Annotated in this window: 27 protein-coding genes, 1 pseudogene and 1 riboswitch; of the genes and pseudogenes, 10 read left to right on the forward strand and 18 right to left on the reverse strand. The window is 63.9% G+C overall.

Features of this window, described 5'->3' with window-relative positions; genetic code table 11:
* The first annotated feature begins 2 nt into the window (after positions 1–2).
* Positions 3–926 (forward strand): sugar kinase, encoded by a 924-nt coding sequence (locus AC1VON_RS00470; protein WP_483119952.1) that lies wholly within the window; start codon positions 3–5, stop codon positions 924–926.
* Between the two features lie 5 nt (positions 927–931).
* On the opposite strand, the gene AC1VON_RS00475 is transcribed toward AC1VON_RS00470, so the two are convergent.
* Positions 932–1867, reverse strand: a complete 936-nt coding sequence (locus tag AC1VON_RS00475; RefSeq protein WP_483119954.1) for a prephenate/arogenate dehydrogenase family protein — start codon at positions 1865–1867, stop codon at positions 932–934.
* A gap of 38 nt (positions 1868–1905) precedes the next feature.
* Positions 1906–3015, reverse strand: a complete 1110-nt coding sequence (hisC, locus tag AC1VON_RS00480) for a histidinol-phosphate transaminase (protein WP_172348385.1) — start codon at positions 3013–3015, stop codon at positions 1906–1908.
* Between the two features lie 147 nt (positions 3016–3162).
* Positions 3163–3240, forward strand: a riboswitch (SAM riboswitch).
* Positions 3241–3347: 107 nt separating this feature from the next.
* On the opposite strand from hisC, the gene metX reads away from it, so the two are divergent.
* Positions 3348–4517 carry a homoserine O-acetyltransferase MetX gene (gene metX / locus AC1VON_RS00485; RefSeq protein WP_172348384.1) on the forward strand — a complete coding sequence of 390 codons (1170 nt, stop codon included), beginning with the start codon at positions 3348–3350 and terminating at the stop codon, positions 4515–4517.
* Positions 4518–4575: 58 nt separating this feature from the next.
* Complete coding sequence (gene metW, locus AC1VON_RS00490) at positions 4576–5190, forward strand: methionine biosynthesis protein MetW (protein ID WP_172352844.1); 615 nt, start codon at positions 4576–4578, stop codon at positions 5188–5190.
* 12 nt (positions 5191–5202) lie between these two features.
* On the opposite strand, the pseudogene AC1VON_RS00495 reads toward metW, so the two are convergent.
* From AC1VON_RS00495 to AC1VON_RS00510, 4 genes and pseudogenes are all read right to left on the reverse strand, one after another.
* A pseudogene (locus tag AC1VON_RS00495) lies at positions 5203–5286 on the reverse strand (DUF1330 domain-containing protein); the annotation flags it as partial.
* 141 nt (positions 5287–5427) lie between these two features.
* On the reverse strand, positions 5428–6225 hold the full coding sequence (locus tag AC1VON_RS00500) for a DUF1194 domain-containing protein (protein WP_172348383.1): 798 nt from the start codon (positions 6223–6225) through the stop codon (positions 5428–5430).
* A gap of 85 nt (positions 6226–6310) precedes the next feature.
* Positions 6311–8125, reverse strand: coding sequence for an ABC transporter ATP-binding protein/permease (locus AC1VON_RS00505; protein ID WP_483119957.1), 1815 nt, complete (start codon positions 8123–8125; stop codon positions 6311–6313).
* Positions 8126–8243: 118 nt separating this feature from the next.
* Positions 8244–9032 (reverse strand): class I SAM-dependent methyltransferase, encoded by a 789-nt coding sequence (locus AC1VON_RS00510; protein WP_483119959.1) that lies wholly within the window; start codon positions 9030–9032, stop codon positions 8244–8246.
* Between the two features lie 164 nt (positions 9033–9196).
* Between AC1VON_RS00510 and gloB the strand changes: the two genes are divergently transcribed.
* Positions 9197–9964 carry a hydroxyacylglutathione hydrolase gene (gene gloB, locus AC1VON_RS00515; protein ID WP_483119961.1) on the forward strand — a complete coding sequence of 256 codons (768 nt, stop codon included), beginning with the start codon at positions 9197–9199 and terminating at the stop codon, positions 9962–9964.
* A gap of 22 nt (positions 9965–9986) precedes the next feature.
* Positions 9987–10427, forward strand: a complete 441-nt coding sequence (locus AC1VON_RS00520) for a cupin domain-containing protein (RefSeq protein ID WP_172348379.1) — start codon at positions 9987–9989, stop codon at positions 10425–10427.
* On the opposite strand, the gene AC1VON_RS00525 is transcribed toward AC1VON_RS00520, so the two are convergent.
* Genes AC1VON_RS00525 through AC1VON_RS00535 form a run of 3 tightly spaced genes read right to left on the reverse strand, consistent with a single transcriptional unit; the run spans position 10402 to position 12819 of the window.
* Positions 10402–11076, reverse strand: a complete 675-nt coding sequence (locus AC1VON_RS00525) for a lysoplasmalogenase family protein (RefSeq protein WP_483119964.1) — start codon at positions 11074–11076, stop codon at positions 10402–10404. The two genes, AC1VON_RS00520 and AC1VON_RS00525, sit on opposite strands and share 26 nt — an antisense overlap.
* Entirely contained in the window at positions 11073–11987 is a 915-nt protein-coding gene (yddG, locus tag AC1VON_RS00530) for an aromatic amino acid exporter YddG (protein WP_483119966.1), read from the reverse strand. Before yddG ends, AC1VON_RS00525 begins: the two co-directional genes overlap by 4 nt.
* A gap of 43 nt (positions 11988–12030) precedes the next feature.
* Complete coding sequence (locus AC1VON_RS00535) at positions 12031–12819, reverse strand: DUF3108 domain-containing protein (RefSeq protein ID WP_172348376.1); 789 nt, start codon at positions 12817–12819, stop codon at positions 12031–12033.
* 259 nt (positions 12820–13078) lie between these two features.
* Here AC1VON_RS00535 and rpmB point away from each other — a divergent pair, with 259 nt between their 5' ends.
* The 3 genes from rpmB (at position 13079) to AC1VON_RS00550 (ending at position 14918) form a co-directional block, all read left to right on the forward strand.
* Positions 13079–13375 carry a 50S ribosomal protein L28 gene (rpmB, locus tag AC1VON_RS00540; protein WP_010911765.1) on the forward strand — a complete coding sequence of 99 codons (297 nt, stop codon included), beginning with the start codon at positions 13079–13081 and terminating at the stop codon, positions 13373–13375.
* A 180-nt stretch (positions 13376–13555) separates the two neighbouring features.
* On the forward strand, positions 13556–14236 hold the full coding sequence (locus AC1VON_RS00545; RefSeq protein WP_483119969.1) for a queuosine precursor transporter: 681 nt from the start codon (positions 13556–13558) through the stop codon (positions 14234–14236).
* A 4-nt stretch (positions 14237–14240) separates the two neighbouring features.
* The gene (locus AC1VON_RS00550) at positions 14241–14918 is read left to right on the forward strand and encodes a spermidine synthase (protein WP_172348374.1); all 678 of its coding nucleotides are present in this window, start codon (positions 14241–14243) and stop codon (positions 14916–14918) included.
* Positions 14919–15041: 123 nt separating this feature from the next.
* Here AC1VON_RS00550 and AC1VON_RS00555 read toward each other — a convergent pair whose 3' ends face one another.
* From AC1VON_RS00555 to AC1VON_RS00570, 4 genes are all read right to left on the reverse strand, one after another.
* The gene (locus tag AC1VON_RS00555; protein ID WP_483119971.1) at positions 15042–16067 is read right to left on the reverse strand and encodes an esterase-like activity of phytase family protein; all 1026 of its coding nucleotides are present in this window, start codon (positions 16065–16067) and stop codon (positions 15042–15044) included.
* Positions 16064–17962: a cobaltochelatase subunit CobT gene (gene cobT, locus AC1VON_RS00560; RefSeq protein WP_483119973.1), complete on the reverse strand. Its 1899-nt coding sequence runs from the start codon at positions 17960–17962 to the stop codon at positions 16064–16066. Before cobT ends, AC1VON_RS00555 begins: the two co-directional genes overlap by 4 nt.
* Positions 17963–18023: 61 nt before the next feature.
* Entirely contained in the window at positions 18024–19010 is a 987-nt protein-coding gene (gene cobS, locus AC1VON_RS00565; protein WP_172348371.1) for a cobaltochelatase subunit CobS, read from the reverse strand.
* 123 nt (positions 19011–19133) lie between these two features.
* A complete protein-coding gene (locus AC1VON_RS00570) occupies positions 19134–19763 on the reverse strand; it encodes a J domain-containing protein (protein WP_019861454.1) in 630 nt (209 codons plus the stop codon).
* Positions 19764–19945: 182 nt separating this feature from the next.
* On the opposite strand from AC1VON_RS00570, the gene AC1VON_RS00575 reads away from it, so the two are divergent.
* Positions 19946–20248, forward strand: coding sequence for a BolA family protein (locus tag AC1VON_RS00575; RefSeq protein WP_172348370.1), 303 nt, complete (start codon positions 19946–19948; stop codon positions 20246–20248).
* Positions 20249–20278: 30 nt separating this feature from the next.
* On the opposite strand, the gene AC1VON_RS00580 is transcribed toward AC1VON_RS00575, so the two are convergent.
* The 5 genes from AC1VON_RS00580 to AC1VON_RS00600 form a co-directional block, all read right to left on the reverse strand.
* On the reverse strand, positions 20279–21832 hold the full coding sequence (locus tag AC1VON_RS00580) for an acetolactate synthase large subunit (protein WP_483119976.1): 1554 nt from the start codon (positions 21830–21832) through the stop codon (positions 20279–20281).
* A 184-nt stretch (positions 21833–22016) separates the two neighbouring features.
* Positions 22017–22811: an alpha/beta hydrolase gene (locus AC1VON_RS00585; protein ID WP_483119978.1), complete on the reverse strand. Its 795-nt coding sequence runs from the start codon at positions 22809–22811 to the stop codon at positions 22017–22019.
* Between the two features lie 369 nt (positions 22812–23180).
* Complete coding sequence (locus tag AC1VON_RS00590) at positions 23181–24077, reverse strand: HlyC/CorC family transporter (RefSeq protein WP_172348367.1); 897 nt, start codon at positions 24075–24077, stop codon at positions 23181–23183.
* A gap of 1 nt (position 24078) precedes the next feature.
* The gene (gene aroB / locus AC1VON_RS00595; RefSeq protein WP_483119981.1) at positions 24079–25215 is read right to left on the reverse strand and encodes a 3-dehydroquinate synthase; all 1137 of its coding nucleotides are present in this window, start codon (positions 25213–25215) and stop codon (positions 24079–24081) included.
* The gene (locus AC1VON_RS00600) at positions 25212–25823 is read right to left on the reverse strand and encodes a shikimate kinase (RefSeq protein ID WP_483119982.1); all 612 of its coding nucleotides are present in this window, start codon (positions 25821–25823) and stop codon (positions 25212–25214) included. Before AC1VON_RS00600 ends, aroB begins: the two co-directional genes overlap by 4 nt.
* 211 nt (positions 25824–26034) lie before the next feature.
* Here AC1VON_RS00600 and AC1VON_RS00605 point away from each other — a divergent pair, with 211 nt between their 5' ends.
* Complete coding sequence (locus AC1VON_RS00605; RefSeq protein WP_056575994.1) at positions 26035–26187, forward strand: hypothetical protein; 153 nt, start codon at positions 26035–26037, stop codon at positions 26185–26187.
* Positions 26188–26194: the final 7 nt, after the last annotated feature.

Raw genomic sequence — 26194 nt, forward strand, 5'->3', positions numbered from 1 at the left:
CCGTGGCAAGACCCCCGAGACTCCTGAGTGTCGGCGCGCTGACGCTGGACACGATCCTGCGTGTCGAGGCGCTGCCCGCGCATCAGGGAAAATTCATCGCCTCCGACGGCGTCCAGATCGCCTCTGGCATGGCCACCAGCGCTGCCTGCGCCGCGCATCGCCTGGGCGCCAACGTGTCGCTGTGGGCAAGTGCCGGCGATGATCCGGTCGGCGATCAGCTGATTGCCGGGATCGAGGCCGAAGGCGTCGACTGCAGCTACGTGCGCCGCGTCAGCGGCGCCCGCTCGGCGCTGGCATCGATCCTGGTCGACGCCCATGGTGAACGCATCATCGTGCCTTTCTATGACAGTTTGGCCCAGACCGATCCCGATTCTTTGCCTTTCGCCGACATCGCGGCGTTCGATGCCGTGCTGGTCGACGTGCGCTGGCCGGGTGCCGCGGCCCTTGCCCTCAAGGCGGCGCACGCCGCCAACCGGCCGGCGATTCTCGATGCCGATACCGCGCCGCTGGCGGTGCTGGAGCAGCTGTTGCCGCTGGCTTCGCACATCGTCGCCTCCGAGCCGGCGGTCCGCATCATATGCGGCCAGGCCCTGGATCTGGAGAGTGCTTGCACCGACCTCGCCTCCCGCACCGACGCCTTCGTCGCGGTCACCGGTGGCGCGGCAGGCACCTGGTGGTTCGATCGCGCGACGCAATCATCCCGTCATGTCGCGGCGCCCAAAATCAAGGCGGTCGACACGCTGGCGGCGGGTGATGTCTTCCACGGCGCCTTTGCCGTCGGGCTGGGCGAAGCCATGCCGGTCGAGCAAGCCTTGCGCTTTGCCAGTGCCGCCGCCGCGCTCAAATGCCAGCGCTTCGGCGGCAGGCTCGGCGCACCGGACCGGGCCGAGACACTGGCAATGGTCGCGGCGACCTGGCCCGCCTGACAGGTTTAAGTTTTCGCCGGGTGTTCTACGGCCTGACGTCCGAAATCGGGCACATCGATGTCCTGGCCCGCCTCGATGATCGAGCGGCGCACGGCCCGGGTGCGGGTGAACAGGTCGAACAGCTTGTCGCCGTCGCCCCAGCGGATCGCGCGCTGCAGGAACGCCAGGTCTTCGGAAAACCGCGCCAGCATTTCGAGGATGGCATCCTTGTTGTGCAGGCACACGTCCCGCCACATGGTCGGGTCGGAAGCGGCCAGGCGCGTGAAGTCGCGAAAGCCGGAGGCGGAATATTTGATGACTTCCGTCTTGGTTACCGATTCCAGATCGTCGGCGGTGCCGACGATGTTGTAGGCAATGATGTGCGGTAGATGCGAAACAATGGCGAGCGTCATGTCGTGATGCTGCGGGTCCATCGTGTCGATGTTTGCGCCGCAGCGGCGCCAGAATTCCGACAGCTTCTCCAGCGCGTCCGGATCGGTGCCCGGCAGCGGCGTGAAGATGCACCAGCGATTGTCGAACAGGTCGGCGAAACCCGCATCCGGACCGGATTTTTCGGTACCCGCCAGCGGATGGCCGGGAATGAAATGCACGCCGTCAGGCACATGCGGCTGCATCTGCGCGATGACGGAGGCCTTGGTCGAGCCGACATCGGTGAGGATCGCGCCCTTCTTCAGCGCCGGCGCGATCTCCTGCGCCACCGCGCCGGACGAGCCGACCGGCACCGAGACGATGATCAGATCCGCGTCGCGGACCGCTTCCTTGGCATCGGTCGTGTAGGAATCACCCAGCCCAAGCTCCTGCGCCCGCGCCAGCGTCGCCGTGCTGCGGGTCGAGATGGCAACGTGGCCGGCAAGGCCCTCGCGGCGGATGACGCGGGCCAGCGACGAGCCGATGAGGCCGATGCCGACCAGCGCGATCTTTTCAAACATCGGTGATGTCATGTCGTTACAGCTTTCGGGCGTTACAGCTTTCGGGCGTTCTAGCTTTTCAGGAATGTCGCGAGCGCGGCGACGACGCCGCGATTGGCCTCTTCTGTGCCAACAGTCATGCGCAGCGCGTTGGGGAAGCCGTAGCCGGAAACACGCCGCAATATATAGCCGCGCGCGGTCAGGTAATCGTCCGCCGCCGCCGCCGAATGCTTCTGGTCGTCGGGAAAATGGATGAGGAGGAAATTGCCGACGCTGGGCGTCACCCGCAGTCCGAGCCCGGTCATCTCTGCGGTCAGCCAGGTGAGCCAGGTCTCGTTATGCGCCACGCTGCGCTCGACATGGGCGCGGTCGCGGATCGCGGCGATGCCGGCCTCGATCGCCGTCGCATTGACGTTGAAGGGGCCGCGCACGCGATTGATGGCGTCGACGATGTGCATCGGCCCGTACATCCAGCCGATCCGCGCCCCGCCAAGGCCGATCTTGGAGAAGGTACGCGTCATCACCACGTTCTCGGCGCTGCCGACCAGCTCGATGCCGGCTTCATAATCGTTGCGGCGGACATATTCGGCATAGGCCGCATCGAGCACCAGCAGCACGTTTCGCGGCAGGCCGGCATGCAGGCGGCGCACCTCCTGGAACGGCACATAGGTGCCGGTCGGATTGTTGGGATTGGCGAGGAAGACGATTTTCGTGCGTGGCGTGACGGCGGCCAGCATCGCATCGATATCGGCACGCTCGTCGGTCTCCTTGACCGCGATCGGCGCGGCGCCGGCAGACTGGATGTAGATCTTGTAGACCATGAAGGCATGTTCGGTAAAAATCGCTTCGTCACCGGGCGCGAGATAGGTTTGTGCCAGCAGGCCCAAAATCTCGTCGGAACCGTTCGAGCAGATGATATTCTGCGCATTGAGCCCATGCACCTCGGCGATCGCCTCGCGCAGCCGTTTGGCGGTACCGTCGGGATAGATGTCGAGTTTGGCGGCAACCTCACGCGCGGCTTCGATCGCCTTCGGTGAGGGGCCGAGCGGGTTCTCGTTCGACGACAGCTTGTAGACCTTGGCGACACCGGCCGGCGCCGTGCTCTTGCCGGGCACGTAGGCGTCTATGTCCATGATGCCCGCGCGCGGGGTTGGACGTGCCTGATCCGGTGTGTGGTTCATTTTTGCAAAATCCGTCGAAAATGCCTCCATCCGGAGGCCGCAGCGGAAATACAAGCCATGGCCGGCAATGTCGAGAGGCGGCGGTGGGGCCAGCGCCGGCACAGCCTCCGGCATTGACGGCGAGGCGGGCGAGTTCTAGAAGGACAATGACAGTTCCGTGGTGATTTGGCCGGTCGGCTTGCAGCCACGTTAAACAATTCGCTAAAGGGCCGTTTGCGTGACGTAACCGGCTTTGCGAAGGCAATGCCGGTTTTTTATTGTCCGCGGCCGGCCGGACAAAACGCGTCGGCGGCGATTTTTCGTCGGGCACGATGCAGCAAGTGAGTACGTGAATGGCCGCTCTGCGCGCAGGAAAGACCAACAACGAGGCCGACCAGCCGTCGAGCCCGGTGTTGCGCTTCGGGCCCAATAAGCCTCTCAAGCTCGACGCCGGCACGCTTTTGTCGCCATTCCAGATCGCCTACCAGACCTATGGCACGCTGAACGATGCCCGCTCCAATGCCATTCTCGTCTGCCATGCGCTGACCGGCGACCAGCATGTCGCCAACACCAACCCGGTAACCGGCAAGCCGGGCTGGTGGGAAGTGCTGATCGGCCCCGGCAAGATCATCGACACCAACCGCTTCTTCGTCATCTGCTCCAATGTCATCGGCGGCTGCCTCGGCTCCACCGGCCCCGCCTCGACCAATCCCGCCACCGGCAAGCCCTATGGGCTCGACCTACCGGTCATCACCATCCGTGACATGGTGCGCGCGCAGCAGATGCTGGTCGATCATTTCGGCATCGAGAAACTGTTCTGCGTGCTCGGCGGCTCGATGGGCGGCATGCAGGTGCTGGAATGGGCGTCGAGCTATCCCGAGCGTGTCTTTTCGGCGCTGCCGATCGCCACGGGTGCCCGCCATTCCTCGCAGAACATCGCCTTCCATGAAGTTGGCCGGCAGGCCGTCATGGCAGATCCGGATTGGCATGGCGGCAAATATTTCGAGCATGGCAAGCGCCCGGAAAAGGGCCTGGCGGTGGCGCGCATGGCGGCCCACATCACCTATCTGTCGGAAGCCGCGCTGCATCGAAAATTCGGCCGCAATTTGCAGGATCGCGACCACCTGACTTTCGGCTTCGACGCCGACTTCCAGATCGAAAGCTATCTGCGCCACCAGGGCATGACCTTCGTCGACCGCTTCGACGCCAACTCCTATCTCTACATGACGCGGTCGATGGACTATTTCGACCTCGCCGCCGATCATGGCGGCAGGCTGGCGGATGCCTTTGCCGGCACCAAGACCCGTTTCTGCCTGGTGTCGTTCACTTCGGACTGGCTGTTTCCGACCGAGGAGAGCCGCTCCATCGTGCACGCGCTCAACGCCGCCGGCGCCTCGGTGTCCTTCGTCGAGATCGAGACCGATCGCGGCCACGACGCCTTCCTGCTCGACGAGCCGGAACTGTTCGCCGCCATCAACGGCTTCATCGGCTCGGCGGCCCGCGCAAGAGGGCTGAGCGCATGACCCCGCAAAGTTGCAGACTTTCAGGATCGGGATCATGCGCCACACAGGAGGCGACATCATGAGCGTCAACGGCAGCCAGCGCGTCGACCTCGAGGTCGTCGCCAACCTCATCCCGCCACGGTCGCGCGTGCTCGACGTCGGTTCGGGCGACGGCTCCTTGCTTGAATTGCTGCAGGAAACCAAGCAGGTCGACGGCCGCGGGCTTGAACTGTCGCAGCGCGGCGTCAACGAATGCGTGGCGCGCGGCCTCTCTGTCATCCAGGGCGATGCCGACAAGGATCTCGAATTCTATCCCGACAAGGGTTTTGACTTCGTCGTCCTGTCGCAGACCTTGCAGGCGACCCGCAACCCGAAGCTGGTGCTCGACGAACTGCTCAGGATCGGCAACAGGGCGATCGTCTCTTTCCCCAATTTCGGCCATTGGCGGGTACGCCTGTCGCTCTTCATCAAGGGCCGCATGCCAGTGACCCAGGACCTGCCCTACTCCTGGTACGACACGCCCAACATCCACTTCTGCACCATCCGCGACTTCGTCAACCTGTGCGATGAGCTTGGCGCGACGGTGGAAAAGGCGACCGCGCTCGACGCCGCCGGCCAGAAGATCGGCCTGTCGATGCCCTGGTGGTTCTGGAATTTCTTCGGCCAGCAAGCGGTGTTCTTGCTGAAGCGGTAAGGCACGGAACGTCTAGCCCAGGACATCCGTGGCCTTGTGCGGATGCTCGACACCGTCGGCGAACACCACATCGGATTGGGAATTGTCCGTGCGCACCTTGCTCACCAGCCAGTTGCAAGAAAGCGGACATGACTTCGTCCGGGTAGATGCCCGAGCCATGGCCGGCGTTGGCGCCGCAATCTCTACAATGAGTTTCGCAACCGGTTCGGCGCCCGGCCGGCTTAGGTGCCGCCAGGCCTACCGGTCGAGTTCCGGGAAATAGGGATCCGACAGGAACCGCCTGTCCCGTTCGCCCTTCAGGCAGTCGATCGGCGCGTCCGTGTCGACGGGAATGATCTCGGCCTTGTCTTGAATACCGCTCACTTCGAGGATCAGCTTGCGTCGGATGGCGGTGGAAAATTCGGCGGCCGCATGGATCGGCAGCACGAAGGAGCCAGGCCCGCCGGTCACGCACTGCGCATAATACTGGTCGAGATGGCTGAAGGTCGGCGACGGGTTGATCAGGATCGGCAGGCCGTTGATGACGATGCCTTTGGCGATGGCCGCGTCGCGCGTCGCGGTGACCGGCGGCCCGATATTGTTGGGACCATCGCCGGATATATCGATGACGCTGCGTTCGCCGGCGAAGTTCGTCCTGTCGAAAAGCCCGGCACCGAAGGCAAGCGCGGTGGAAATCGAAGTGCCGCGAAAACTCCGGAACGGGCGCGCCGCCACCTTGTCGGCAAAGCTGTTGGCGCTTTGCGCGCCGTCGATGATCTGCCAGCCGATGATCGCGTCATCGCGCACGGTGCCCGCCCATTCGAAATAGGCGAGCGCGATGCGGCCCGTATTGCCGGAACGGACGGCCTGGATGAAGTCGGGATGCCGCAGTGCCTCGACATAGCCGGCGCGTTGCAACGCGAACTCCTTCTCGTCCATCGACAACGAGATGTCGACCGCCAGGACCAGTTCGACGTCGACGGCCAGCGCCGGTGGCGAGGCAATGGGGGCAGCCTGCGCGCAGGTGAGACAGGCAATCAGAAGAGCATCAAACATGGCGGCGCCAGGGTTGTTTCCCCGGGAAATCTTCCATCGCGATCACGGCAAAATAAGGTTTTGCGCACGCAACCGGAGAAACAGCCTACTTCTTGCGGCGGACGGCGGGAGGCGGATCGATGGCGCCGGCCCTGACGCAGGCGGGCTTCAGCGCCGGCGCACCGGAATCCTTCACGATCGTCAAACCGCGCGGAAAGAACTGGTTGTTGTGCTGGCCGCGCCCGATATTGATGATCGTGGCTCCCGTCAGATGCTTTTCCAGCATCGCCAGCACGCGGCGTAGCGCGGGTCCATCGAACGCATCCATCGCTTCGTCGATGATCACCCATTTCGGCCGCCGCAGGGCGAGCCTGGCCACGCCCAGCAAGCGCTGTTCGTCATCACCCAACTCATGGTCCCACCGCCCGACACGGTCGAGCGAAGACGACAGCCGTTCAAGACCAACCTCGGCCAACATCGCCGAAATGTCGGCATCGCTCGCGGGCGCATGCCCGTTCGCATGATTGAGCACCTCGCGCAGGGTGCCGGTGGGCAAATACGGGACACGTGGCACGAAGATGAGGGTTTCTCCCGCCGGCAGGCCGATCTTTCCGCTGCCCCAGGGCCAAAGCCCGGCGATGGCGCGGAAGAATAGCGTCTTGCCGGCGCCTGGCTCGCCGGTGATCATGACGCGCTCGCCGGCGCGGATTTCGACATGTTCGTCGGAGAGTTTTGTGCAGCCCTCCGGCGAGGCCACTTCGAGCTTCTCGAAGGTCAGGCTGCCATTGGCGTTTTGGTCGAAGGTGATGCGCTTTTCGGTGTCGTGCAGCACATCGGTTTCATTGAGCGCGATGCGGAAATCGGCGACGCGCATCAGCGTGGCGCGCCAGTCGGCGATGCTGCCGATATTGTTGATGAACCAGCGCAACGACGAGTGGACCTGGTTGAAGGCGCCGACCGCCATCATCAGCCCGCCGAAGCTGATATCGCCCGAGAAATAGACAGGCGAGGCGACCAGGATCGGTGCCACGACGGTGATCCAGCCATAGGTATCGGTTACCCAGGACAGGTTGATCTGGGCGGTATAGATGCGCCGCATGGCGCCCAGCACCGTGCCGAGGTCGAGTTCGAGCCGTCGCCTGGCATCCCCCTCGCCATGGTAGAGCGCGATGGCATCGACATTCTCGTTGACGCGCACCATCGAGGAGCGCAGCTCCGCTTCGCGCGTGTAGCGGTCGCTGTTCAGGCTGATGAGCGGGCGCCCGACCAGCCAGCTCAGCCAGGAGGCGGTGCCGGCGTAGAGGAACGCGGCCCAGACCATGTAGCCCGGTATGGCCAGCGACCAGCCGTTGACGTGGAAGACGAAACCCGAAGACAGTTCCCACAGCACACCAACGAACGACACGAGCAGGATGAGCGACTGCAGGAGCCCGACGCCGAGGTCCGTCGACAGGTCCGACAGATGCGCCGCATCCTGCTGCATGCGCTGATCCGGATTGACGCCGATGGCGCCGGCATTGGCCAGGCGGAAGGCGCGCGCCGGCCGCATCCACTGGTCGATCAGGTCCAGCGTCAGCGCCTCGCGCAGCTTCAGCCGGATCATCTGGTTGAGCCAGGTCTGGCCGATATTGAGCACCAGCAGCCCGCCGGCGATCACAGCGAAGACAAGGAGCTGGTGCAGGAAGGCCGCCATGTCGCGGCGCGCCAACGCATCGTAGAAAGGCTGGTTCCAGCGATTGAGCAGGACCTGGCCGATCGATGTCGCGACGATGACGGCCATGATGCCGACCGATGTCCACAGCAACCACTTGCGAACCGGCGACACCACCAGCGCTTGCTTGATCGTCGCGACCTGATCACGCAGGCTGCTGGCCACGGCGACCGGCTGAACGGTGGCCTGATTGTCCAGTTGATCAGCCATATCAGAAGTCCTTGCGCTCAGATGCGATGCTGAAACCGGATGAAGAGGGCCGACGGCCGCCGCCCGTGCACGACAGATAGGTCGGAAAAATGCCGCGCGGGGAGAGTTTCCGCACCGATCACGAAGGTTTCACCTGGCGAGTCGACGTTGCCGCGCCTCCGGCGTCTGCCCGGCGGCCGAGCCGTGTCGCGCCATGCGGCGACAGCACCGGCACGAAGACGCGGCGAGACGCGCGCTGGACCACCGGCACGCCCTGGTAGAGCCGCTTCTGCGCCTCTACGACGATGACACCGGAAAAGATCGGCCACAGCCGCCGGCCGAAGCGCTCCAGCACGTTGTGGAAGCGCATCATGAAGCGCCGCCGCGATGGCGGGAAGAACAGCGCATCCGACCACGCCGCGGGCGTGAAATTCGCCTCGCGCAGCAGTTCCGTCAGCTGCCCGCGCGAGAAAGGCCGGCCATTGCCGAACGGCGTGTGCTCGAAGCGCGCCCAGACCCCGCGCCGGTTCGGCACGACTATGACGACACGCCCGGCGGGCGACAGCACCCGCCAGATCTCGTTCAGCGTCTCGCGCGGGTTTTCGACATGTTCGAGCGAATGGACGAGCAACATGCGATCGATACAGGAATCGACCAGCGGCAGTTCCTCGTCGAAGACCAGCGCGGTTGCCGTCGGCCCTGTTGCCGGCCAGACCACGGCGCCCTGCGTCGCCGGCATGAAGGCGAAGACCCGCTCGGCGTCAGAGCCGAAACGCTCCAACCAGGGCAAGGTATAGCCGAGACCGACCAAGCGTTCGTTTGGCACGGCAGCCCATATCGAGGACAGCGCCATGGTGATCGAGCGTTCGGCGAACTGGCCGAGCGTTGTCGAGTAGAACGAGCGAAGGTCGACGATGTCGGAATGCATGTCAGGGATGTAGCCGTGATATCGGCAGGTTTCAACAAAGGGTCCTGAGGGGGGCCGGCACATCCCCCGGATGACATTGGTCTTCCCGGGGATGACATTCGTCACCCCTAGATGACATCCGCCCTCTGGCGCCCTATGTCTGCGGCGACAAATGGAGAGACGCGATGGCGATCGAAATCGAACAGTTCATGTGCCGCACCGACAATTTCGGTGTGCTGGTGCTTGACCCCAAGAGCGGTCAGACCGCGATCATCGACGCGCCCGAGGAGGCGCCGATCCTGGCCGCGATCAAGCGCACCGGCTGGACACCGACGATGATCCTGACCACGCATCATCATATGGATCACGTCGAGGCGAATCTGGCGCTGAAGGAGCGCTTCAAGCTGCGCATCGTCGGCCCGGAGGTGGAAAAGGCCAAGATCCCCGGCATTGACGAAACCGTCGAGGAAGGCTCCGTCCTTCATCTCGGCGATGAGCGCATCGAGGTGATCGCCACCCCCGGCCATACCGCCGGGCACGTCTCCTATCATCTGCCGGCATCGCAGGTGGCGTTCACCGCCGATACGCTGTTCGCGCTCGGCTGTGGACGGCTGTTCGAATGCAAACCGCCGGTGATGTATGATTCTCTGAAGAAACTGGCCGCGCTTCCCGCCGCGACGACAATCTATTGCGGCCACGAATATACGCTCGCCAACGCCCGTTTCGCGCTGACCGTCGACCCGACCAATTCGGCCTTGAGGGAGCGCGCCGCCAGGATCGAGGCGCTGCGGGTCGACAACAAGCCGACACTGCCGACGACGATCGGCGAGGAACTGTCGACCAATCCCTTCCTGCGCTGGCACGATCCGGCGATCCGCAAGCATCTCGGCATGGAAAAGGCCGGGGATGCCGAAGTGTTCGCCGAAATCCGCAAGCGCAAGGACAATTTCTGAGCCTGGTGGTATCGTCGACCCCATGACGAGTTCCGCAGAAATCATCGCTTTGCTTGGTCTGAAGCCGCATCCGGAAGGCGGCTGGTACGCGGAGACATTTCGCGACGAAGCCGGCGGTGCGCGTGGCCATTCGACCGCGATCTACTTCCTTTTGGAACAGCACCAGCTTTCGGCATGGCATCGGGTCAGGGACGCCGCCGAGGTCTGGCATTTCCACGCCGGCGCGCCGCTGGCGCTGTCGATGTGGGAAGAAGGCGCAGCCGTGATCGAGCAGGTGCTGGGCATCGAACTCGCGGCGGGCGAACGGCCGCAGATCGTCGTGCCGGCAGGCTGGTGGCAATCGGCGCGCAGCCTGGGCGACTGGACGCTGGTCGGCTGCACCGTCGCGCCGGGGTTTGATTTCGCCGCCTTCGAACTGGCAGCGCCGGGCTGGCAGCCTAGCCCAGCAGGAAACCAAGCGTGATCGCGAGCTGGGCAGCGTAATACAAGACCCAGACCGCGAAACGCATCCAGCCGCGATGTGGCGAGATGGCCGCGACCAGGAATTTCTCCGTGGCCAGCAGCCCGTCCGATGCCATGAACAGCACTGCGCCGCCGATGACCCAGGCATTGCTTGTCGTCAGTGCCGCCATGCCCATCGCCAGGATCGCCACGACATAACAGGTGATCGGAACACGCAGGCTGGGGCCGACGCGGCGCCAGAGCGCGGCCAGCATGACGATCACGAATACCGCCAATGCCAGGGCAATCGCCCCGCGCCAGGATTCTGCGCCAAGCAGCGCCAACCCGCCACCGCTACGCAGGAACAGCGCGATATAGACGATGTGGGCGACGAGAAAGCTGGCCAAACCGCCGAGAAACGCCTTGTCGCCGTCGCGCGACAGGGACGCGTCGCCAATGGCGCTCAGCGCAAGAGCGGCGACCAGCAGCAGTGGGCCACCTTGCAGCGCCGCCAGCACGGCAAGCATCGCGACCGCGAGCGTCTTTGCCGCCGAGCGGGCGAGCGTCGGCGCCATGCCTGACGAGAAGGCGTAGATCGCCGCCGCCACCAGCGAAAAGATCAGCGTTGCATTGGCGTTGGCATCGATGCCGCCGGCAAACGGCATCGTCATGCCCCGGCTCCGCTTTCGGATGCCCCGGCCTCGCCCTCAGCCGCGGCCGGCTTGCGCAGGAACAGCGACTTCGCAGCCAGGGCCGCGCCGCCGGTGATCAGCACGCAGGCCGCGAGAATGCGCAGCGATGGCTCGGCGACGCCGGCCGCAATCAGCACCAGCGTCGACAACAGCGGCGCCGCATAGCTCGCCGCGCCCAGCACCTGGATATTGCCGCGCTTGACGCCGATGTCCCAGGCATAGAAGGCAGCCCCCACCGGCATCAGGCCAAGGCCAAGCACCGCCAGCCACTGTCCGGCGCCGTCCGGCAGGACCGTTTGCTCCAGCGCCAGATGGCAAACGAGCGACAGCACGGCGGTCGCCGCGCAGAACCAGGTGACGATGCTGGTCGGTACAGACGGAAAGCGCCGCGACAGGAGCGAATAGGACGACCACAGCAGGGCGCAGACGGCGGCCATCGCATAGCCGAAGGTATAGCGTGCATCGAAGGCCAGCCCGCCACCCTTGGTCACGATCAGCACCGTGCCGGCCAGGCCGAGCAGCGCGCCGACGACATGGTTCCACGCCAGTTTTTCACCCGGCATCAGCGCGGAGCCCAGCACGATCAGCAGCGGCCACAGATAGGCGATCAGGCTCGCCTCCACCGCCGGCGCGTTGCGCAAAGCGGTGAAATAGAAAAAGTGGTAGCCGAACAGGCCGGCAATACCGATGACCCAGACCTGGGGTGGTATCTTCTGGCTCCTGTCGGCCGCCGGAATCAGGAGACGCGCGACAAGACCGACCCCTGTACCGATCGAGAAGGTGATTGCCGACAAAAGGAACGGCGGCACCTTGCCGGATGCGTCGGTGAGCAGCGCCAAAAGCGCCCACATGGCGACCGCCGAAAAGCCGATCAGTGTTGCGCGCCCCATTCTTTCTCCCGTGGCGCGCCCTCTTCTGTTTCCGGTGGCGTGCCTATTGTACCGCTTCGAAACGCCCGGCGCTGATGGTCAAGGTGCCGATCTGCGTTCCGACCGTGGCGTGGATCGGCGCATATACTCCGGTTTGGCCGAGCGGCGCAAACGTCACCATCATGCGGCTTTTGTTCTTGAGATAGTTGAGCGCCTTACGTCCCTTGCGATAGCCGGCCACCGGCTCGAAACCCATCTGGCAGGTGACGGTGTCGCCCTTGTAGCCCGGGACCGAGATCGTGCCTTTCGAATCGTAGGTCAGCGTCAGGTCGGCGCGCATCTCGCCGTCATAGAACTTGACCTTGCGGCCGCAGACCTGGTCGAGGCTGTCGGCATGGATGACGGTCGCCGCCATTGGATCGAGCACCGCGGCCAAGTCGCCGGCACCGATCGGCACCCAGGCATTGGGGTCACGCTTGCCGGGCGCCGGGATGACCTGCGTCGAGGTCACGTTGCCATTGGTAAAGCGGATGTCGATCGCGGACGCCTTCTTGCCGGAGGTGTAATCGGCACGAAATGCCTGGGGCACCATTTTCTGGCCCGAAATCGTGCCCTTGGAAGAGATCGTACCCCGCGTGTCGTCGAACAGCTTGGCGAGACCGGCCGCCGTCACCGTACCGTCGATCGCGTAGGCGCCGTTCTCGTAATGGCTTGAGAAGGTCGATCTTGCGATCGAGAGGCCAAGGAACGAAACCGTATATTCTCCTTTGAAGGACTGCGGCGATGCCGCGGACGCGGCCGACGGCAAGGCGATGGCAAGCACGGCAACAAGTGCGTGAGACAAACGAGGCATGGCGGGATCGGATCCTTGATTTTCGGCCGGAGGCGGGCAACTCCGGTCTGGCATGTCCCTATAAGACCGCTTATAGGGTGAAATCCGGCCTTAATATGAAATGCCGCGCGCTTCCGTGGCGAAGCCGGAGCTTGACGCCCCGGTGAAATGCAACTATGGAACGCCAACTTTTTCCATAAGGCCGCCTGACCAGAACCGCGCGCCACCCGGCGTGGGCACAAGGGTTTGACAGGTCCCGAGAGAACTGAAGGTTAGAATTATGTCCCGCACCTGCGAACTCACTGCCAAGGCAGTCCAGACCGGCAACAATGTGAGCCACGCCAACAACAAGACCAAGCGTCGCTTCCTGCCGAACCTCGTCAATGTGACGCTGATTTCGGAAGCACTGAACCAGAATGTGCGCCTGCGCATCTCGGCCAACGCGCTGCGTTCGGTCGAACATCGCGGCGGTCTCGACGCTTTCCTGGCCAAGGCCGACGTCAAGGAACTGTCGCAGCGCGCGCGCCTGCTGAAGAAGCAGATCGCCAAGAAGCTGGCCGAACAGGTCGCCGCGTAACATCGGATAAAGGCGGGGGACGACCGCCCTGGCCAACATTTCGTTGGCCTCTGGCCAACCACTTGTTGGCCTTGGGGCATCGGATAGATCCGCAAGGTTCGACAATCCGATGCTCAGCTACGAAGCGAGCACCGCCCGATGGGCAGATGCTCCGCTGGTTCCATTACCCAGGATAAAAAAATGAATTCCTTCTCGCGATATTTGCCCTTCGTGGCCGCCATGGCGCTTGTCGTCGTGGCGTCGAACATTCTCGTGCAGTTCCCGATGCAGGGCCAGATCGGTGGCCTGTCGCTGGCGGACCTGCTTACCTGGGGCGCTTTCACATATCCCTTCTCGTTCCTCGTCACCGACCTCGCCAACCGCCGCTACGGGCCTGCCGTGGCGCGCCGGATCGTCTTTGTCGGCTTCATGACAGCGGTGGTCTGCTCGATCCTCGTCCCGCCCTTCCTGTTCCGCCATGGCCTGATCGAATTCGAGACCGCCGCTGACCGGCTGGCGCGCATCGCCGCCGCTTCAGGCGCGGCATTCCTGTCCGCGCAATTGCTTGACGTGACCGTGTTCAACCGGCTGCGCAGGCAGAGCTGGTGGCGGGCGCCGATCGTCGGCACGCTGGTCGGATCGGTGTTCGACACGATGGTCTTCTTCACCATCGCGTTCTCGGCCGCCTTCGCCTTTGCTGGCCCCAATGACAGCTTTGCGCTCGAAACGGCGCCCCTGATGGGCGTCTTCCACATCGAGGCCATGCGCTGGGTTTCCTGGGCGCTGGGCGATCTCTCGGTGAAATTGATCATTGCCGTGGTCGCGCTCATCCCCTACCGGCTGCTCGCTGCTCGATGGAGCCAGCCGGCAGTCGCGGCCTAGACCCGTGATACCCTGGGTCCAGCTCGATTCGGCAAAGACCGGGGACGGTGTCCAAGAACTTCGCCTCAAGCGGCGCGGCAGCGAATTCTCGATCATGCTAGGCACCAACGAGCTGATGAACAGCCGCCTCAGCGGCTCCGAGCAAGCGCTGGCGAAACTGTCCTGCCAAAAGATTGCGGGCCATCGGCAGCCGAGGATCCTCATCGGCGGCCTTGGCATGGGTTTCACGCTGCGCGCTGCTCTTGCCGAACTCGGCAAGGATGCCAGCATCGTTGTCGCCGAACTGGTGCCGGCGGTCGTCGCCTGGGCACGTGGCCCGATGGCGGAAGTTTTCGGCGATTGCCTCGACGATCCCCGCGTCGCCATAGAGGAGACCGATGTCGGGCAGCTGATACGCTTCGAGCCCGCAGCCTGGGACGCCATCCTGCTCGATGTCGACAATGGCCCCGAAGGCATCGTCCACAAGGGCAATGACGCCCTCTACAGCCTGGCGGGCCTTGGCGCCGCGCGCAGTGCTCTCAAACCCGGCGGCGTATTGGCAGTGTGGTCGCAGGGGCCGGATACAGGTTTCACGCGGCGGCTCAAGCAGGCGGGTTTCGCTGTCGAGGAGGTCAACACGCGCGCCAACGGCAAGCGTGGCGCGCGCCATGTCATCTGGATCGCCACCAACGGCTCGTGGTGAACAGTCGACCCCCCACTCCGTCGAGCTTCGCCGCGAAGCAGCGACAGAGTGGGGGAAGGATCAGACCAAATCGAACCCGCCGTCGAAAACCCTCAACTTCAGCTTCGCAGTTGGAGCTGCGGCTCAATCCTGGTGGAGAATAAATTCCAGGTAGAGGTTGCGCTGCAGGATCGAGTGGTTGTCATCGGAGATCAGCGACACCATCAGCGCGCCGTCATAGCGGGTCCAGACGTCGAGACCTTCCATATTGTCGATCTGGTAGCCCATGTCGGCTTCCAGCAGCACCGGCCCGTCGGCGACAGCGCCCTTTGCGACGCTCTCGCCATAGATGCGCCGCAGGCGCATCTTGAGGCCACCCGCCATAGAAAAGCTGCGCTCCAGCAGCAAGAGGTCGCCGTCCGGCAGGACGGCGCCATCTGTGATGTCGAAATCGCCGTTGCGCTTGACGGTGAAGACGCCCTTGTGCGGCCCTTCGATGATGGCGGCATAGATATTGCCAGCCTTGTCCAGGCTCTTTTCCGAGACCACGACCAGACCGCCCTCGTGCTGGCCATTGGCATTGGCATGGGTGACCGTCTCGAAGCCGCGGTTCTGGCGCAGCTCTCGCGCCGGTACCAGGAAATCGAGTTGCCGGTATGGCGCCTTCATATTGGTCGGGTCGATCCTGAACTGGGAGACGCGGTGGTTGCGCTCGAAACCGACCGTGGCGATGCCATCCTTGACCGCAAGGCCCTCGGCGTCGACTTCCCATTTCTCGTCGATCGGCTGCCCGCTCTGGTCGACCATCTGCTGCATGCGGAAGTTCTGGATGGCCACGGGTCGCCCGTCGGCATCACGGGCCACCGTCCCGAAGAACCAGTAGCCGGTGTCGGCCACGCCGATGAAATCGCTCCCTCCTTTCAGAAACCGAAAGGCAGACAGCGCACCGAAATCGCGCGATGGCGAGGTCATTTCCAGCCCGCCCACGAATTCCAGCGGACCGAACTGTTTCTCGTCATGTCCGATCTTGAATTGGCTTATCGGTCTCGCCGAAACCTCGGCCGGCTCGACCGAAGCCGGCCCGGCCGCAATCGCTGGCGAAAGCACCACGCCGGAGAGTGCGCAAGCGGCAAGAACCGTTTGCCGAAACCCGCCCCGCGAAAGGATCATCCGGCGCGCCGCATGCCGCCGCGCCGCGTGTCGCGTACGCTTTCTTCGGCAAACAGCGAGGCCAGTTGCTCGGTCATGGCGCCGGCCAGTTCCTCCGCATCGACGATGGTGACGGCGCGGCGGTAATAGCGCGTGACGTCATGGCCGATGCCGATGGCAAGCAATTCCACCGGCGAGCGCGTCTCGATCAGCTCGATGACGGCGCGCAGGTGCCGCTCAAGGTAATTGCCCGGATTGACCGACAGTGTCGAATCGTCGACCGGCGCGCCGTCCGAAATCATCATCAGGATCTTGCGCTGCTCCGGCCGGGCGATCAGGCGATTGTGAGCCCACAGCAGCGCCTCGCCGTCGATGTTTTCCTTGAGCAGGCCTTCGCGCATCATCAGGCCGAGATTGCGCCGGGCTCGGCGCCACGGATGGTCGGCGGATTTGTAGATGATGTGGCGTAGATCGTTGAGGCGGCCGGGGTTCGGCGGCTTGCCGTCCTTCAGCCATTTCTCGCGCGCTTGCCCGCCTTTCCAGGCCCGCGTGGTGAAGCCGAGGATCTCGACCGAGACGCCGCAGCGCTCCAGCGTGCGCGCCAGAATGTCGGCGCAGGTGGCGGCGACCGTGATCGGCCGGCCGCGCATCGAGCCCGAATTGTCGAGCACGAGCGTCACCACCGTGTCGCGGAATTTGGTGTCGCGTTCCTGCTTGAAGGACAGCGGCTGCATCGGGTCGATGACGACGCGTACCAGCCGCGCCGGGTCGAGATAGCCTTCTTCCAGGTCGAAATCCCAGGACCGGTTCTGCTGCGCCATCAGGCGGCGCTGCAGCCGGTTGGCGAGCCGCCCGACGACACCGGACAGATTGGCAAGCTGCTTGTCGAGGAAGGCGCGCAGCCGGTCGAGCTCTTCTTCTTCGCAAAGCTCCTCGGCGCCGACCGTCTCGTCGAAGGCAGTGGTGTAGACCTTGTAGTCGATTTCCTTCGGCAGATTGGTGAAGGGATTGTCGTTGCGGCGCGCCTCCCCGGGCGTCTCGGCATCGGCATCGTCATCGTCGGACAGATCGTCGGCGGTGGCGTCGGAGGCTTCGGTTTCCGACGACTGCTCGTCATCGGCCGAAGCCTCGGCATCCTCGGACTGCGACTGCTCAGAGCCGGAATCCTCTTCGCCGCCTTCCTCGCTTTGCTCCTCGCCTTGCGGCTGGTTGTCGTCATTGTCCTCGGAATCTTCCGTCTCCTGGTCGTCGCCGAGTTCCTCGGCCATTTCCATGGAGGCGAGCATTTCGCGCACGACGCGGGCGAAGGCCTGCTGGTCGTCGAGCTTGGCCGACAGCCCGTCGAGGTCGGCCTTGGCCTTCTCCTCGACCCAGGGCCGCCAGAGTTCGACCAGCCGCTCGCCGCTCTTCGGGACCGGCCGGCCGGTCAGCTTCTCGCGCACCATCAGCGCCAGCGCTTCCTCGATCGGCGCGTCGGCCTTGTCCTTGACGTCGACAAGGTTGGCCTTGGCGTATTTATCCTCCAGCATCGAGCCGATATTGTCGGCGACGCCCTGCATGGCGCGGCTGCCGATCGCCTCGACGCGGGCCTGCTCGACCGCGTCATAGATGGCGCGGGCCGCCTTGCCTTCCGGCGCCAGCTTGGTGTGGATGCGCGCATCGTGGCAGGCGCGCTTCAGCGCCATGGAATCGCCAAGGCCGCGGGTGATGGCGATGTCGGTCTTCGACGCCTTCTTTGGCAGTTCGGGCAAGCGGGCGCGGCTGCCGGCGAGTGCCGGCCTATCCTTGGCGAAAGCGACTTCCAGGTCCTTGTCGCCGGCGATGGCACGCATGCAGACGGTGACTGCGCGCTTGAAGCTGTCAGCTTCAGAACCCGTCTTCGACTTGTTGCGCGTGTTGTCGCCCGGACCCGCCATCGATTATTCCCTGGAGCACGATGTTGCCGGACAAGTCATATGACCTTCCGGCATCGCGCTCTTAGCCCAGCACCACGTTGGCGGCGCTCTCGGGCAGATCCTCGCCGAAGGCGCGCTGGTAGAATTCGGCCACCACCGAGCGCTCGAGTTCGTCGCACTTGTTGAGGAAGGTCAGCCGGAACGCCATGCCGATATTGCCGAAAATCTCGGCGTTCTCGGCCCAGGTGATGACCGTACGCGGGCTCATCACGGTCGACAGATCGCCATTGATGAAGGCCGAGCGCGTCATGTCGGCAACGCGCACCATCTTGTTGACGATGTCCTTGCCCTTGTTGTCGCGATAGTGCTTTGCCTTGGCCAGCACGATGGCGACTTCATTGTCGTGCGGCAGGTAGTTCAGCGTGGTGACGATCGACCAGCGGTCCATCTGCGCCTGGTTGATCTGCTGGGTGCCGTGATAGAGACCGGTGGTGTCGCCGAGGCCGACCGTGTTGGCGGTCGAAAACAACCGAAATGCCGGATGTGGACGGATGACCCGGCTCTGGTCGAGCAGCGTCAGCCGGCCCGAGGATTCCAGCACGCGCTGGATGACGAACATCACGTCCGGGCGGCCGGCGTCATATTCGTCGAAGCAGAGCGCGACATTGTGCTGGTAGGCCCAGGGCAGGATGCCGTCGCGGAATTCGGTGACCTGCAGCCCGTCCTTGACGACGATCGCGTCCTTGCCGACGAGATCGATACGGCTGACATGGCTGTCGAGGTTGACGCGCACGCAGGGCCAGTTGAGGCGGGCGGCGACCTGTTCGATATGGGTCGACTTGCCGGTGCCGTGATAGCCCGAGACCATGACGCGGCGGTTGTAGGCAAAGCCGGCAAGGATCGCCAGCGTCGTCGCCTTGTCGAACAGATAGTCCGGATCGATATCAGGAACATGTTCCGATGTCACCGAGTAGGCCGGCACCACCATCTTGGAGTCGAAGCCGAATTTCTCCTTAACCGACACCGTCGTGTCGGGCAGGTTGGCGATGTCGCGATCGACCTTGTTCATATCTCTCAACGTCTCCACGGGCGAAACGTCCCGTTTCGCCGGCAATCGATTTTGTTCGGGGGCGGTCTTAAAGCCTTTTCCAACCTTAGGAAAGTTGGAAAACGACACAAACCATAGGGTCGCTCAGCACAGGCCCGCCTGTTTGAGCACGCGATAGGCCTGCAGCACATCGCGGAACCGGTCTTCCGAACCTCTGTCGCCACCATTCGCATCCGGATGGTGACGCTTCACCAGTTCCTTATAGCGCGCCTTGATATCCTTGCCAGTCGCCTTTGTATCAAGGCCAAGCGTTTCCAGCGCCTTGGCCTCAAGCGGCTTGGCCTTGCGCTCGCGCGCCTCGCGCGGATCCTTCGGTCCCTTGAACAGGTCGAACGGGTCGCGCATGCGGTTGTAGTAGCCGGCGCGGCCGGAGCGCATCTGCGCCATATCGGGCGACGAACGCGTCGAGGCGCCGTTGACGCCCATCTTCCAGGTCGGCCGGTGGCCGGTCATCGCTTCCTTCTGGAAGCGCGCCACCTCGGTATCCGGCACGCCGGAGAAATAGTTGAAGCCCTTGTTGTACTCGCGCACATGGTCGAAGCAGAAGCGGAAATACTCGCCCTCCTTCATGCGCCCCACCGGGGCGCGATGGGTGCCCGGCTCCTTGCAGCCGTCCCACTGGCAGATCGGCGAGTGCGACTTCAGCTCCGCGTCCTTCTCCGGGCGGATGCGAATCTTCTCGAAATATTTGGGGTACGGCTTCATCTCACCCATTTATGGGGCGTTCGCAGATGCGAAACAAGAATTGACATTTTCGCGATCATCGCCCTAACCGCTGAATCGCGGCATAAAGCAGGCGAATGGCGGATTTTGTTGCGAAACAGCGGGCCCCTTGTGAAACCGGCTTCCGGTTTTCACGCTGGTACGCCAGCCATATGTGGTGAACGGAGACGGCGATGTCCATACAGGCGACCATGGAAGACAAGCTCAACAGGGCATTTTCGCCGGACCGGCTGGTCATCATCAACGAAAGCCATCTCCACGCGGGCCACCACCACCACGGCTCCGACCATCATGGCACCTATGACGGCACCGGCGAGACGCATTTTCGCGTCCGCGTCGTCTCAGCCGCCTTTGCCGGCATGAGCCGCATCGACCGCCACCGCGCCGTCAATGAACTGCTGGCCGACGAACTGAAGGCCGGCGTGCACGCGCTGGCGATCGAACCGGCGGCCCCTGGCGAAAAGACGCGCTGGTAGGTCAGCCCTGCTCGCCCGTTGGTTGGACGGTCAGATCACCGCTTCGATCAGGAACGGGCCGCGCCGCGACAGGGCGCTGTCCAGAAGCGCATCGAACCGCTCGCAGGTGTCGGCGCGCGCCGCCTCTACCCCCATGCCCTTGGCCAGCGACACCCAGTCCAGCGCGGGATGGTCGAGGTCGAGCATGCGCCTGGCGTTCTCGCCGATCGCATTGACGCCGACATTCTTCATCTCGCCATGCAGGATCGCGTAGGTGCGGTTGGAAAAGACGATCGTCACCACGTCGAGATTTTCCCGCGCCTGCGTCCACAGCCCCTGTACCGTGTACATGCCGCTGCCATCAGCCTCCAGATTGATCACCTTGCGGTCGGGACAGGCGATCGCAGCTCCCGTGGCCATCGGAATGCCGCCGCCGATCGATCCGCCGGTGCCCATCATGTAGTCGTGCGGAGCGGCAAAGGCCGACAGCGCGAAGAAACGCCGCGCCGAGGTGACCGCTTCGTCGCAAATGATTGCCTCCGCCGGAAGCTTGCGCGCCACCGATAGCGCGATGGCGTCTTCCGTAAGCTGGCCGCGCGGCGCTGCCTCGTCGGGAAAGGCGGTTGCGAAGTCAGTCCATTGCGATGGTTTGACGCCGAGTTCGTCGCGAAGCGCTTCCAGCGCCGCAAACAGATCCTGCCCATGGGCCGCGAGCGTCAAAACCCGACAATCGTCACGCACAAGCCGGCCCGGTTTCCCTGGATAGGCGAAGAAGGCGACCGGCTCCTTGCCGCCGACCAGCACCAAAACGTCGATGTCACTCAGCAACGCCGTGGCCGCGTCGATTGGATAGGGGATGCGGGTCGGCGCGACACGCCCAAGCCCGCGCTGCATCCGTGCGACCAGCACCTCGCTGAACAGACGCACATCGCAAGCCGTCGAGATCTGGCCGGCGAGCTCCAGCGCATCGGCCCGCGCCGCCCGCCCGCGAACGATCATGCCGACGCGCCCCGGAGCCGAACGGATCGCCGCGGCGGCCTCGCCGACGACGTCCTTGTCAACGGCCGGCGGCGGTGAAAGGACGACCTTGCCCGGTGAGGCCAGAGCAGCATCGCCCCAGGCCGCATCCGCCGGCAGGATCAGCGTCGTGACGCCCGGCGGGGTGAGCGAGGCGTGAAAAGCCGCCTCCGTGGCCGACTGGACATCGGCTGGTCCCGTGATGCGGCGAACCCAGTTGGACATCGGCGCCGCCAAGCCTTCGATGTCGCTGGTCAGCGGCGCGTCGAGCGGCAGGTGGTAGGAGGCATGGTCGCCGACGATATTGATCATCGGGCTGAACGCACGGCGCGCATTGTGCATGTTGGCCAGCCCATTGGCCAGGCCCGGACCTGTGTGCAGCAAAGTCGCGGCCGGACGGTCGGCCATGCGCGCATAGCCGTCGGCCGCCCCCGTCACGACGCCCTCGAACAGGCCAAGCACGCAACGCATTTCCGGCTTGCGGTCGAGCGCGGCAACGAAATGCATCTCGGAGGTGCCGGGATTGGCGAAGCAGACCGTCACATCATTGGCCAGCAGCACGTCGCACAGCACATCGGCACCATTCATGTGATTTTTCTCCCATTCGCGGTCAGGAGCAATTCCGGGAAAGGCGCGTAGCGCATTCCCTGGAGAATTGCGTCAAGACAGACAGATGGAGCAATTGCACCCGCGGATGTCCACGCGGCAATATCCCGCCGCCACTTTTGGCATGATCCAGTTGCCGGAGTGGACGAGCGGACGTCGCCGGCTATCAGCGGGCCGCGGATTTGAGGAATGCCAAGGCGGCAGCGGTCAGCGCGTCACCATCCCTGCCGAAATCGCGGTTGATCGACATATGCGTATAGGCACTGCCGTCGAACAGCGTCACCTCAGTACCCGTGGCGCGCAGGCGCTCGGCAAAGGCCCTGGACTCCTCGCCACGGCCCTCGGCGCGCGAATAGGCGATGAAGGTCGGCGGATGCTTGCGGCCGTCGACATAGCTGGCCGGCGAAAGTGCCGCCCATTGCGAGGGATCGGAAAACACCCGGGCATAAGCCCTCACCATGCCGCCATTTTTCTCAAGCGCCGGCAGGTCATAGGCCCTGGTATCGTCAAGGAGCAGGCCGGCGACGCCGGGCAATCCACCGCGCATGCCGGTCAGCGCGATCAGGTGGCAGCCGGCCGAATGGCCCATGCCGACAATGCGATTGGGGTCGCCGCCATGCCCGGCGATGTTAGCCCTGACATAGGCGTAGGCCTTTTCCACATCGGCGGCCTGGGTGGCGACATCGGCCTCAGGCAGCATGCGGTAGTCGATCGACACGAAGCAGAAGCCGTTGGCGAGCAGGAATGCCGGCTTGGCGCCCACCTGGCTGCGTTTGCCGAACTCCCAGGCGCCGCCATGGACGAAAAAGACGACAGGCAGTCCTTTCGCGCCGTCGGGCGCGTAGATGTCGAGCTTGGCCGGCCCGTAATCGAGGGTTTTGGGAGAGGATTGGCGCGCGAAAGTCGTGGCTGGCAGAAAAGCCGCCATCGAAGCCAGAAGCAGAGTTCGCCGATCGATCATCATTTTCTCCTGGCTGCCCCGCGCAAAATGCACCGGGACGCCACGAAGTTCCAATGAAGGATTGGTAACGTGGTCCTCGGCTTGGCGGGTCGGACGTGCTTGTCTTGACGGACCACATGCCTTGGAGATTGGCGAAAACGCCCATCACGTCGTCATCCTATGGCGAAGCAAGGAGCGAAGCGAAGCGGCGCAGACCATAGAATCCATGCCGCGACTTCAATGCGTTGCAGTGGTCCAGAATTCTGCTCCGCCGCATCCTTCGGCCGGGGTCGCGGCATGGATCCTCGGGTCTCCGCGACGCCGCTTCGCGGCTGCTCCGCCCGTGGATGACGAAGTTGGGGCTGCGCCAATCCCGAACGTCTACGGTTTCTAAGCGTCGCCGGCCGGCCTGATCCTCAACCGGGCGATCCGGTTCTTGTCGCGCTTCATGACGATGAAGCGCTTGCCGTGGAAGGTGAAGGCCTGCTTCTCCTCTGGTATCGACTGTGTCTCATGGATGACGAGGCCGGCGATGGTGGTCGCCTCCTCGTCCGGCAGATTCCAGTCGAGCGCCCGGTTCAGGTCGCGGATCGGCACCGTGCCGTCGACGACAACGGAGCCGTCCGCCTCCTGCTTGACGCCCTGTATGTCGACATCGTGCTCGTCGGCGATTTCGCCGACAATCTCCTCGATGATGTCCTCCAGGGTCACCAGCCCCTCGACCTCGCCATATTCGTCGACGACGATGGCAAAATGCGCCTTGCGGCGCAGGAAGGCGTTGAGCTGTTCCTGCAGGGTCGTGGTGTCGGGCACGAACCAGGGTTTCGAGGCGATCTTCATCACGTCGATCCTGGAAAAATCATTGCCGACTTCGTTCAGCGCACGCAGCAGATCCTTGGCGTGCAGCACGCCGACGATATTGTCGAGCGAGCCTTTCCACAACGGCATGCGCGTGTGCGGGCTCTGCAGGATCTCGCGCACCACCGCTTCCGGCGCGTTGTCGGCATTCACCGATCGCATGTTGGTGCGGTGCACCATGATATCGGAGACTTCGAGCTCTTCGAGATCGAACAGGCCGCCGACGCGGTCGCGGTCCTCGCGCACCACCTGGCCGTCGCGGCGGAAATCGTCCACCGCGCCACGCAATTCGTCCTGGCTCGACCGCTGCGGCTCTATTCGCGACAGCTCATAGCCGAACATGGCGAGAAGACGCGTGCGCACGGCAACGACCAGCAGGATGACGATGCCAAGGACGGCGACGACGATCCAGCCCGTCTCGTTGTCCATCTCAGCCGGCTTTCCGGCTGGTGGGATGGTTTTCCCTCAGAAAGGACAACACTTCCGAAGCAGGCACGTCCTTGGCGATGAAGGCTTGGCCGACGCCGCGCGTCAGGATGAAGGTCAGCGCGCCGCGCGATACCTTCTTGTCCTGGCTGATGAAGGAAAGCAGCGCCTCGGCATCGGGCAAGTCACCTGGAATATCGGACATCCGCCACGGCAGGCCGACGGCGCGCAGATGCGTCTCGACGCGCGCCGCGTCGTCGGGACTCGCCAGATTGAGCCGCGAGGAGAACCGATGCGCCAGCGCCATGCCGATGGCGACCCCCTCGCCATGGACGAGACGGGCTCCGTCATACTGCGTGGCGGCTTCGAGCGCGTGACCGAACGTGTGCCCGAGATTGAGCAGCGCGCGGTCGCCGGTCTCGAACTCATCGCGCGCGACGACATCGGCCTTGGCCCGGCAGGCCTCGGCAATCGCCTGTGCCCTCTGCGGCCCTCCGGCGAAAACTTGTCTCCAGTTCACTTCCAGCCAGGCGAAGAATTCTGGCCGGTCGATCAGCCCGTATTTGGCGAGTTCGGCATAGCCGGCGCGGAATTCGCGGATCGGCAGCGTGTCGAGCACTTCGGTGTCGGCCAGCACCAGCTTGGGCTGCAGGAAGACGCCGACGAGGTTCTTGCCGCGCGGGCTGTTGATGCCGGTCTTGCCGCCGACGGAGGAATCGACCTGCGCCAGCAGCGAGGTCGGGATCTGCACGAAATTCATGCCGCGCCGCACGATGCCGGCGGCAAAACCGGTGAGATCGCCGATCACGCCACCGCCAAGCGCGATGACGACGTCGCCGCGCTCCAGCCTGGCTGCCAGGACGCCATCGACCACCTCTTCGAGATGGGCAAAGCTCTTGGTTTTCTCACCCGGTGGCATTGTGATGACTGTGGGCCGGATGCCGCCCTTCTCGAGCCCGGCCTTCAGCGTATCGAGATGCGCGGCGGCGACATTCTCGTCGGTGACGACAGCGGCGCGCGTGCCCGGCAGCCGGCGAGAAATCTCCTCACCGGCGCGCGACAGAAGGCCGGAGCCGATCAATATGTCGTAGGCCCGGTCGCCAAGCCCGACTTCGACGGTGACGGGTTGATCCGCGCTCACGATTCGACCTCGCCCGTCGCTGCGATTTCATCGATGCCGAAATGCCGGCACAGTGCGTCCAGCACCTCGGCGGCGATGATCTCCTTGCGGTCGTCGCGGGTCAGCACGGTGACATCAGCGGTCGCATAAACCGGATAGCGCTCTCCCATCAACCGTTCCAGCACGGCGCGCGGATCGGCGCTCTTCAGCAGCGGCCGGTTCTGCTTCTTGGAGACCCGTTCCATCAGAAGGTCGAGTTCGGCCTTCAGCCACACCGACACGCCATGGGCCGCGATGGCCTCGCGCGTCTGCGCGTTCATGAAGGCGCCACCGCCGGTCGACAGAACCTGCGGGCCATTTTCCAGCACGCGCAGGATGACACGCTGCTCCAGCGCCCTGAACTCGGTCTCGCCATAGCGCTCGAACAGCTCCGGCACCGTCATGCGCGAAACGCTTTCAATCTCCTGGTCGCTATCGATGAAGGGCAGCGAAAGCATGGTCGACACCTTGCGGCCGATCGCCGTCTTGCCGGCGCCCATCAGGCCGACAAAGACAATGGACCTGCCGCCCAGCCGGCCAAGCAGCGCGGCGTGGGTCTCGCCTGGAGGATTTGCCTGGTGCGCGTTCATCAGCTGTTTCTTGGGCCCTCTTTGCCGGCGTATCGACATGAAAAGCCGGTTTGCGTCAAGCGTGCCGAGCGCCCGGGGCCCGATATGGGCGGATGGGCGCCTGCATCAGAAGTTGCTAACAGGCCTCCGCTTCGTCCTTGAATTGGTCGGATTGGCGTCCCATAAGGGCACAGGGTTTGGAAACGCAGAACAAGAAGACGAGCGAAAATTGATGCCGACACTGTTTCGCTTTGTCGTGACCCTCGCGATTCTGGCCGGCATTGCCTATGGTACGATGTTCGCACTGGTGATGTTCGTCGAGCCGAAAAAAGCGGAGATGAGCGTGCGCATCCCCCCGGACAAGCTGAATCCCAAGAAAAATTGACATCCCA

Source organism: Mesorhizobium sp. HAY1-8B (assembly GCF_056868045.1).